Annotated in this window: 11 protein-coding genes; all 11 read left to right on the top strand. The window is 53.4% G+C overall.

All coding sequences use genetic code 11. The features are described from left to right. The first annotated feature begins 241 nt into the window (after positions 1–241). The 11 genes from BAA01_02960 to BAA01_02910 all read left to right on the top strand — a co-directional run bounded on the left by BAA01_02960 (position 242) and on the right by BAA01_02910 (position 9,890). Positions 242–1,597 (top strand): diaminopimelate decarboxylase, encoded by a 1,356-nt coding sequence (locus BAA01_02960; GenBank protein OUM89737.1) that lies wholly within the window; start codon positions 242–244, stop codon positions 1,595–1,597. A 21-nt stretch (positions 1,598–1,618) separates the two neighbouring features. Continuing rightward, positions 1,619–2,407, top strand: coding sequence for a hypothetical protein (locus BAA01_02955; GenBank protein OUM89736.1), 789 nt, complete (start codon positions 1,619–1,621; stop codon positions 2,405–2,407). Positions 2,408–2,420: 13 nt separating this feature from the next. Beyond that, on the top strand, positions 2,421–2,948 hold the full coding sequence (locus BAA01_02950; protein ID OUM89735.1) for an SMC-Scp complex subunit ScpB: 528 nt from the start codon (positions 2,421–2,423) through the stop codon (positions 2,946–2,948). Between the two features lie 106 nt (positions 2,949–3,054). Beyond that, positions 3,055–3,687: a hypothetical protein gene (locus BAA01_02945; GenBank protein ID OUM89734.1), complete on the top strand. Its 633-nt coding sequence runs from the start codon at positions 3,055–3,057 to the stop codon at positions 3,685–3,687. Between the two features lie 18 nt (positions 3,688–3,705). After that, complete coding sequence (locus BAA01_02940; GenBank protein OUM89733.1) at positions 3,706–4,107, top strand: sporulation protein YtfJ; 402 nt, start codon at positions 3,706–3,708, stop codon at positions 4,105–4,107. A gap of 61 nt (positions 4,108–4,168) precedes the next feature. Further along, complete coding sequence (locus tag BAA01_02935; GenBank protein OUM89732.1) at positions 4,169–5,272, top strand: hypothetical protein; 1,104 nt, start codon at positions 4,169–4,171, stop codon at positions 5,270–5,272. 34 nt (positions 5,273–5,306) lie between these two features. Then, positions 5,307–5,906: a nucleoside recognition protein gene (locus tag BAA01_02930; GenBank protein OUM89731.1), complete on the top strand. Its 600-nt coding sequence runs from the start codon at positions 5,307–5,309 to the stop codon at positions 5,904–5,906. Position 5,907: 1 nt separating this feature from the next. Further along, positions 5,908–6,444 (top strand): spore maturation protein, encoded by a 537-nt coding sequence (locus tag BAA01_02925; protein OUM89730.1) that lies wholly within the window; start codon positions 5,908–5,910, stop codon positions 6,442–6,444. Positions 6,445–6,484: 40 nt separating this feature from the next. Further along, positions 6,485–7,231 carry a pseudouridine synthase gene (locus tag BAA01_02920; GenBank protein OUM89729.1) on the top strand — a complete coding sequence of 249 codons (747 nt, stop codon included), beginning with the start codon at positions 6,485–6,487 and terminating at the stop codon, positions 7,229–7,231. Positions 7,232–7,316: 85 nt separating this feature from the next. Next, positions 7,317–8,057 (top strand): DNA-binding response regulator, encoded by a 741-nt coding sequence (locus tag BAA01_02915; protein ID OUM89728.1) that lies wholly within the window; start codon positions 7,317–7,319, stop codon positions 8,055–8,057. Beyond that, complete coding sequence (locus BAA01_02910; protein ID OUM89727.1) at positions 8,058–9,890, top strand: hypothetical protein; 1,833 nt, start codon at positions 8,058–8,060, stop codon at positions 9,888–9,890. Positions 9,891–9,927: the final 37 nt, after the last annotated feature.

Here is a 9,927-nt window from a genome sequence, read left to right as displayed (position 1 = left end):
GACAGCGAGGGCGAAGCCTTTACCCTTGACGACATGGACGAGACGGCTACCCTGTGAAAGGGAATGAAAGGGAACAAAAAACGAACAAAAAGATGAAGGGTTGGGCCAATGAGAAATTGACAGTTACCGCCTGACACTCTGCGTTGTTTCGCTGCGCGACTTGTGGTATACTAAAGGCATTACAAAACGGTTCAAAAAGCCGCTTGCACCAGGGAAGCAACTGGTTCGCCAGTTGCTTTTCATGTTTCAAGATCGGGAGGAGAAAGCGTTGTACTTGCACGGAACGAGTCGGATCAATGAACAGGGTCATCTGGAAATCGGCGGGATAGACGCCGTTGACTTGGTCAAGCAATTCGGATCGCCGTTATATGTCATGGATGAAGCGTACATCCGCAACCAGTGCCGTCTTTATGTCGAGAGCTTTCGGGCCAGCGGCCTGCCTTTTCAAGTGGCCTATGCCAGCAAAGCTTTTTCAACCATGGCGATGTGCCGCCTGGTCCAGGAAGAGGGGCTGTCCCTGGATGTTGTTTCGGCTGGCGAGTTGTATACGGCTTTGAAGGCCGGGTTTCCCCCGGAGAAAATCCACTTTCACGGAAACAATAAAACGCCGGATGAAATCGAACTGGCCCTTGATGCGGACATCGGCTCATTTGTCATTGACAATTTTACCGAAATCACATTGCTGGATGGCATCGCTCAGCAAAAGGGGAAAAAAGTGAACGTCCTGATTCGTGTCACGCCCGGGATTGAGGCGCACACCCATGAATACATCCAAACCGGTCAGGCGGATTCAAAATTTGGCTTCGATCTGGCCAGCGGCCAGGCGGCGGAGGCCGTCCGGATTGTCCTGGACAAGCCGGCGTTGAACCTGATTGGGTTTCATTGCCATATCGGGTCGCAGATTTTTGACGTCGCCGGCTTTGCCGCGGCGATTCAACGCATGGGCCAGTTTATGAAAGAAATCAAGGAGCAATTTCAATACGAGGCGCGGGTTTTCAATGTGGGTGGCGGTTTTGGCATCCGCTATACATCTGAGGATCAGCCGCTTCCGATTCCTGCTTACGTGGAGTCGATTACGCAGGCCATCAAGACCACTTTTGACCAGTTTTCGCTTGCGTATCCCGAAATCTGGGTGGAGCCGGGCCGCAGCATCGTCGGTGAAGCGGGGACCACATTGTACACGGTGGGCACCATTAAACATATTCCCGGGGTGCGCAAATACATCGCGGTGGATGGCGGCATGACGGACAACCCGCGTCCTGCCCTTTACCAGGCGCGCTACGAGGCGGTGTTGGCCAACAAGGCTGCCCAGGCCGCCCGGGAAGTGGTTTCGGTTGCCGGCAAATGTTGCGAAAGCGGGGATATGCTGATCTGGGACATCGCTTTGCCTGAGGTGGAAGTGGGCGATATCCTGGCCGTTTTCTGCACGGGCGCCTACAATTATTCGATGGCCAGCAACTATAACCGTATCGGCCGGCCGGCCGTCGTTTTCGTCAAGGACGGAAAGGCCGATCTGGTGGTGGAACGCGAAAGCCTGGAGGATCTGATACGGCTGGATCGCATTCCGGCTCGCATGTTATACAGCGTCGCGCCGTAGGTTCCCGAGGATGTGAACGCGATGAGTATCCATGTCAAATTGGCTGTTTTTGAGGGCCCATTGGATTTGTTGCTGCATCTGATCGAAGAGGCCAAGGTGGATATCTATGAGATCTCATTGACAGAAATCGCCTCGCAGTACATGAAGGCTCTGGAAATGATGAAGGAGCTGGAGATCGAAGTCGCGAGTGAATTTCTCGTCATGGCGGCCCATCTTTTGGCGATCAAGAGCCGGAAATTGTTGCCGTCGGCGCCGACGGCGGGGCCTTCGGAAAATCAGCCGGACAATGGGGAGGACCTGCAGCAGATACTCATCCATCGGTTGATCCTATACCGGCAGTTCAAGGCGGCGGCGGAAGCGCTGAAACAGCGGGAATACCAAAGAAATCTTCTGTTTACCCGGCCTCCAGATCCTGTCCTGCAAGGGCCCGAGCGGGAACGCTTGCACGGCCAGGCGCAGGAGGCGGAACATTCGGTTCAGGAATTGCTCAACCTCTACCTCCAAGTCCTGCAGCGGGAAAGCGAGGAACCCCCACGCCATGCCGCCTTTCTCAGGAGGCGAGTGGTTTCACTGGAGGAGAAGCTGCAGCGTATTGCCGAATGGCTCCAAGAAGTGGAAAAGCTGACCTTTTGGCAACTGATCTCCACCCGCCAGCGCCAGGAACTGGTGGTTACGTTCCTGGCATTGCTTGAGTTACTGAAGATGAAACGGATCTATCTTCGTCAGGAAGCCCTGTTTGCAGACATTCACATCGTCAGGCGGACCTCTCATGACGACAGGAAGGATGCCATTGAATTCATCCGAGCTTAAGAGGTGAGAACGAGTGGAAAAAAACGAGCTGTTGAAAGCCATTGAGGGGCTCGTTTTTGCTGCCGGTCACGATGGGGTGTCGGTCAAGCAGCTGGCGGAAGTGTTGCAGCTGGATGAAAAACAGGTTTTCTCCGCCCTGCGTGAACTGCAGGAGAGATACGGCGATGAATCCCGCGGGATGCAAATTATCCGCGTCGCCGACATGTATCTGATGACGACCAAACCGGAACTTGCTCCTTACTTGGAGAAATTCCATCAACCTTCCCAATCTTCCACCCTGTCCCAGGCCGCATTGGAAACGCTGGCCATTATCGCCTACAGGCAACCGATTACGCGAGCAGATATCGAAGAGATTCGCGGCGTGAAATCAGAGAAACCGCTTCAAACCCTGACGAGCCGCGGATTGATCCAGGAGGTGGGAAGGCGTGACGCCATTGGCCGGCCCATCCTTTACGGCACAACCAAGCGGTTTCTGGAACAATTTGGCCTAAACCGGCTTGAAGATCTTCCGCCGCTGGAAGAACTGCAGCAAAAGACGTAAAAAGCCCTTTTGATGAGGGCTTTTTTTGTATTTTTTTCCACCTGGCGCGCATACTGAAAAAGAACATGTGTCCAATAAACTGGACGGGTCTTGAGGAGTGGTTTGCGTGTTCTTGGCAGTGGCGGCCGGCATCATCCTACTGCTGTGTCTGCTGATGATGCTCAAAGTAACCGTTCAATTCAACGTCATGATCGAGAACGGCCGTCCAGAGTTGGCGATTGACATTTTCTCTCTTTTTCGCCTCGTCAGATGGCGGATGCGGTTTCCTCGTTCCCCGCAAAACCGGCCTTTGTCTGCAGAACCGGCGGGAGAACGGCAGGCTTTGACGCCCGTTGCGCAACCCTTGATGGGCAGCGGCGTCACGTGGCAAGATGCCCGAGAAGTATGGCGGATCATCCGGTGGTTTCTTCGCCACGTTTCCTGTTCGCAATGGAAAACCTCCACCTTATTCGGAACTGGACAGGCAAACACCACGGGATGGCTGACCGGATTCCTGTGGGCGTTGCAAGAACAGTTCCTGTTTTACATGTCACGTGCCTGGAAGATGGCCGCCAAGCCAAAAGTCGTGATTCGGCCCGTTTTCCATCAACGCCTGTTAAGCTGCCGTTTCGAGTGCATAACCTCGTTTCGTTTAGGATATGCTATCCTCGCAGGAATGCGATTCTTGATTTACTGGTTCTGGAAGCGGCGGTGGCGACAGCAAAAAGCGTTTGCCAGGCGTCAGATGGACTTGCATTAAACGAAAGGCGGTGTTTTTATGGAACACCCGATTCAAGGGTTGATGAAAACGGCTTTGGAAAACATCAAGGAAATGATCGACGTCAACACGATTGTGGGCGATCCGGTGGAATCACCTGACGGCAGCGTGATTTTGCCGGTTTCCAAAGTAGGCTTTGGTTTTGCCGCAGGGGGAAGTGAATTTGAGAATGCGGATGAGTCGCACGTTCCTTTCGGCGGAGGAAGCGGCGGCGGCATTTCCATTCAACCCGTCGCATTTCTCGTCGTGAACAACAGCGGCATCCGGCTTCTCTCCCTGGATCACAGCACCCACCTGTACGAACGGGCGCTTGACTTGGCGCCACACGTATTGGAAAAAATTCAGACGATGTTTCAGAAAAATGAACGTCAGGGGAATCAGGATACACGCTTTCCGGTTTAACCTTGTCTCATATTCTTCGAACCAGGCTCGTATATATGAGAACAATGGGAGGTTCACTCAAGTGGGGGATGATCAACGGAATCTCGGAAAGCGGCTGAAACATCGACCGTCATATCTCTGGTTGACCTTGATCATAACCGTTTGTTTCTTTCAAGCCTCTCCAGCCCACGCCGAACCTGAGGTTCAGGCACAAAATGCGATCTTGATGGATGTGGACTCCAAACGTGTCCTTTATCAAAAACGCGCTGAGGAGGAGCGGCCCATCGCCAGTATCACCAAGATCATGACCGCGATATTGGCGATTGAATACGGCAAGCTTGACGATCAGGTTGTCGTCAGTCCGAATGCTTGCCGGATGGAGGGGTCGTCGATTTACCTGCGACCGGGGGAGAAGGTTCGGCTGGAAACACTGCTTTATGGCTTGATCCTGCGTTCCGGCAATGATGCCGCCGTGGCCATTGCAGAGCACCTGGCCGGGTCGGAAGAAGCGTTTACCGATCTGATGAATGCCAAAGCTTGGGAATTGGGGATGAATCACACCCATTTTGCCAATTCCCATGGCCTGGATCAGGATGGACATTATTCGTCCGCGCGCGATATGGCCATTCTGGCTGCCTATGCGTTGAAAAATCCCGTATTCCAGGAAATCGTAAAGACCGAAAAAAAGCGTGTATCCTGGTTGGGAGAAGAATGGCAACGCAGCTGGCGGAACAAGAACAAAATGCTCCACTTGTACGAAGGGGCGGACGGCGTAAAGACAGGCTTTACCCGCAAAGCGGGGAGAACATTGGTTTCTTCTGCCACGCGGAATGGACAACAGTTGGTCGTGGTGACGCTGAACGATCCGGATGACTGGAGAGATCATGCCAGTTTGCTGGATTACGGGTTTGCGCATTATCCGCAGCGCGTTCTCCTGGAGGAAGGCCAGGAGGTGCCCGCGCCACCGCAATGGCGACAGCTGAACCGTCGTCTGGAAGTCGGAAAAACTTTTAAGTACCCTCTGGCAGAGGATGAAATCCAAGATATCCAGGTAAGGGTGATCTTGACGGATCTGTCCGCCAACCGGTTGCAGGAGGCGCCGAAGGGAACGCAAGTCGGTAAGGTGATCGTCACATTTCAGGGGAAACAATTGGCCGCATTGCCGATACAGATCAGCGGAAGATAGAATCATTACTGGGAAATCGGGGGAGAGGAGAACGGTGATCCATCTGATCTGGCTCTTGATGATTTTGTCCGGGATTCTTGTCGCGGGCATGCAGGGAAAGATTGAAGTGATCAACGAAGCGGTCTTTGAAGGGGCCAAAACGGGTGTAACCATCAGTTTGGGCTTGATCAGCATATTGACATTGTGGCTGGGATTGATGAAAATTGCAGAAGAAGCCGGGTTGCTGCAAGCGCTTGGCAATCTGTTGCGGCCTGTGGTCCGCTTTTTGTTTCCATCCGTTCCCCCGGGACATCCTGCGGAAGGGTATATCTTGTCCAATCTTACAGCCAACCTGTTCGGCCTGGGGAATGCGGCGACGCCAATGGGCCTTGCGGCGATGAAAGAGCTCCAGACATTGAACCCCAAGAAGGAGATCGCCACCCCCGCCATGTGTACGCTTTTGGCCCTCAACACCTCCGGACTGACCCTGATTCCGACCACCATCATCGGCATCCGGATGACATATCAGTCAGCCAATCCGACGGAGATTATCGGCACGACGCTGGCGGCCACCTTTATCGCCACCATTTCCGCGATTTGCATTGACAAGTGGTTTCAATGGCGGGAGCAGCGCCAGAACGGGGAGAAATCGTGAAATGGTCGGGCTCGTCTCCACCCTTTCCGTCTGGTTCATTTCGCTCTTGTTGATGACCATTTTGCTGACCGCCTTCTGGAAGAGGGTGCCGGTCTATGAAGTGTTCATCGAGGGGGCAAAGGGAGGGTTTCAGACGGCGGTCGATCTGATCCCTCATCTTGTCGCCATGATGGTTGCGGTCACCGTGTTTCGCGAATCAGGGGCGATGGACTTGTTGGTTCGGCTGATCGCCCCGGTGGGGCACTGGCTCGGTATACCGGAAGAGGTCATGCCGCTGGCCCTGATCCGTTCCATCTCGGGATCTGGGTCGCTTGCCATCACCACCGACATCATCGATACCTATGGGCCCGATTCTTTCCTCGGCCGCCTGGCCTCCACGATGTATGGCAGCAGCGACACGACGCTTTACGTGCTTGCCGTTTATTTTGGCGCGGTAGGCATCCGAAACAGCCGCTATGCATTAAAAGTAGGGCTTTTGGCCGATTTTGTCGCTGTCATCGCATCCGTTTTCATCGTCCGGCTTGTCTTTGCAACGTAACCATGTCTCAAAAACCGATCGGTTCCAGAAAGGGAAGAACATGTTCCAGGTACGACTCCAAAAAGTGCTGGCCCAAGCGGGTGTAGCCTCTCGCAGAAAGAGTGAAGAGTGGATTCGCAAGGGATGGGTGGAAGTCAACGGAAAAGTGATCACCCAGCTGGGTACCAAAGTCAATCCGCAGACCGATGAGATCCGGGTTCGCGGCAAGCTGATCCGGACGGAGCCAAAAGACAAGGTTTACATCATCATCAACAAACCCAAGGGCGTGATCACCAGCACCAGCGATCCGCAAGGGAGAAGGGTGGTTACCGACCTTGTGCCCCTTTCGGAGCGTGTCTTTCCTGTAGGCCGGCTGGATTACGATTCTGAAGGCCTGTTATTGTTGACCAATGACGGGGAATTGGCCTACCGGATGATGCATCCCCGTTTTGAAGTGGAAAAGGTTTACCTGGTGTGGGTAAAAGGCAGGCCGACAGAAAGCGATTTGCAAAAATTGCGTGATGGCATCGAACTGGAAGATGGCCGGACGGCGCCTGCGATCGTACGGTTGCTGCGCGTCAAGGAACGGGGAGGCGGATATGATTCCCTCTGCCGCATTCATTTGCACGAGGGCCGAAACCGGCAAGTGCGGCGGATGTTTGATGCCATCGGTTATCCGGTGCTTTCCTTGAAACGGATTCAGCAGGGACCGTTGCATTTGGGCGATTTGAAGCCTGGCCAATTTCGTTTTTTGTCAAGGAAAGAAGTGTCACGCCTGAAAAAAATGCTTGACACAAAAGGTTCATAAGTTTTCCTGCGGCAGGACGCTTGTCCGCCGCTTTTTTTCGTATAATAAAGATTAAGACCATTTGAGGTGTGGAGGTGCCGATGAGGTGCAACAGGCAAGCGGTACAGCCGACGAAAAGAATGTAGCTGAAAAAATTTTGGTCGTGGATGATGAGGAACGGATACGCAATTTGTTGCGCCTGTATCTGGAAAGAGAGGGTTATCTCATCGAAGAAGCCGAAGACGGCAAGTTGGCGCTGGAAAAGGCGCTGGCCAACGATTATCAGTTGATCATTCTGGACCTGATGCTCCCGAAGATGGACGGGATTGAAGTTTGCCAGAAATTGCGTGAGAAGAAAGCCACCCCGGTGATCATGCTCACGGCCCGGGGGGAAGAATCCAGCCGCATTCAAGGTTTTGAAGTCGGTGCAGACGATTATGTGCCCAAGCCATTCAGCCCGCGGGAATTGATTTACCGTGTCAAGGCTGTGTTGCGGCGCTCCTCGGCGACGGCTTACCTGGGGGCGGAAAAAGCCAAAAACTTGATCGTGTATCCCCACTTGACGATTGATCATGATGCGCACAAAGTGACAGTGGAAGACAAAGAGGTTTACTTGACGCCCAAGGAATACGACTTGCTTTATTATCTGGCGTTGTCCCCTGACAAGGTGTTCACCCGCGAACAGCTTCTCAAGGATGTCTGGAATTATGAGTTTTTCGGGGACTTGCGGACCGTCGATACCCATGTCAAGCGGCTGCGGGAAAAATTGAGCAGTGTGTCCAAAGAGGCTGCGGAAATGATCAAGACCGTCTGGGGTGTAGGCTATAAACTTGAGGTGAGGGAGTAATTGGCGTTCTGGAGAGGGGTTGTCGTCAAATTATGGGCGACGATTATTGGAATGGTCACGATTGTCCTGATATTGTTGACGCTCCTGTTGGGGCAGTTTCTTGAGGGGTACTATTCACGCCAGCAATCGGACAATCTGCTGAATCTCGCCGAGCGATTAGCATACATCTTTCAAACCTATCCAGACAAAAATCTGGCCGTCGATACGGCAGGCCATCTTCTGGAGGCGTACCAAACCAGCCTGATCGTCCACAACTTGCATTCCGAAAAGGCGGAATTCAGCCACTTTGCCGCCGATCCGGAGCTGCCGCAGCTTACGACTGCGGAATTGTTGAATCCCGAGGAATTGAGCCACGTGCATCGAGGCGGTACCATTTCTGTGCATCGCTCTCTCGGGAAAGCGGGAAGTTCCAGCCTCTTTTTCGGCAGCAACGTAAGCGGCGACATTCTTGTGGTCGCGGTTCCCTATCACGATCAGCAAGGTCAGATCACAGGTTCAGTCATCCTTTATCAATCGTTGAAAAATTTGGTTGAGACGACCAATGGTGCCAAGTGGTACATCCTGTATGCGGCCGGCATCGCCATCATCATGACAACGGTCTTTGCCTTTTTCCTCTCTACGCGCATCACCCGCCCCGTCCTGCAGATGAAAAAGGCGGCGGATCAGATCAGCCATGGAAATTTCCAAGTCCGGGTGCCGATTCGCACGACCGATGAAATTGGCGAGCTGGCCAAAACCTTTAACCGCATGGCGGAAGATTTGGAAACGACGATTAAAGACCTGTCAAAAGAAAAAGAGCAGCTCTCCAGCATCCTCAACAGCATGACGGACGGTGTCTTCACCGTGGACGAGCGCGGTAAGATTCTCATCACCAATCCGCCAGTCAGAAAGATGTTGTATCATCTCAGGCATGGAGAAACGGAGGCGAATGGAGAAGCGATCGGCCTGCCCGAACCTCTCATTCCGTTGTATCAGAATGTCTTGAGAGAAGGAAAGGAACAAAGCGGGGATGTATCGGCCAACGGACGCACCTGGTCGGTGGTGATTACCCCGCTGTACCGGGAACTGTCAGAAAAAAATCAAGGCGTCCGGGGAGCGGTGGCCGTTCTGCGGGATGTGACAGAAGAGCGAAAGCTGGACAAGCTGCGGAACGATTTTGTGGCCAACATTTCGCATGAATTGCGGACACCGATTGCCATGCTGCAGGGATACAGCGAGGCGATCATTGACAATGTGGTCCAAACCGAAGAAGAGCAAAAGGCGCTGGTCAGGATCATTCATGACGAGTCACTCCGGATGGGGAAACTGGTGAATGAGTTGCTCGACCTGGCGCGCATGGAGTCCGGGCAGCTCAAGCTGCAGTTGCAAAAGGTGAACATTGTGGAGCTGTGCGAACATGTCCTGAACAAGTTTGAGCGGATGGCGGAGGAATCCAACCTGTTGCTGGAACTGGTCAAGGAAACCCCCATCCCCGCGATCCAGGCGGACGAAGACCGGTTGGAGCAAGTGTTTACCAATCTTGTAGATAATGCCTTGCGGCACACTCCGGACGGCGGAAAGGTCACATTGCGCATGCAGGCATTGGATCATGAGGTGCTGATCGAAGTGGAGGACACAGGGGTAGGCATCCCCACGGAAGACTTGCCGTTTGTCTTTGAACGGTTTTACAAGACGGACAAGGCGCGCACGCGGGGAAAGGCCGGCACGGGATTGGGACTGGCCATTGTCAAAAATATCGTCGAGGCTCACGGCGGGATGATCACGGCCAAAAGTCAGGTCGGAAAGGGTACTACCTTTTCCATCGTCCTGCCGTTTGAGCCTCCGCAAAACTGACTGCCCGGGCTTTTGCTCCGGGCAGTTTTTTCATCTC

This window comes from Bacillus thermozeamaize (assembly GCA_002159075.1).
Taxonomy (GTDB): domain Bacteria; phylum Bacillota; class Bacilli; order ZCTH02-B2; family ZCTH02-B2; genus Bacillus_BB; species Bacillus_BB thermozeamaize.
This window is presented reverse-complemented; position numbering and strand designations above follow the sequence as displayed.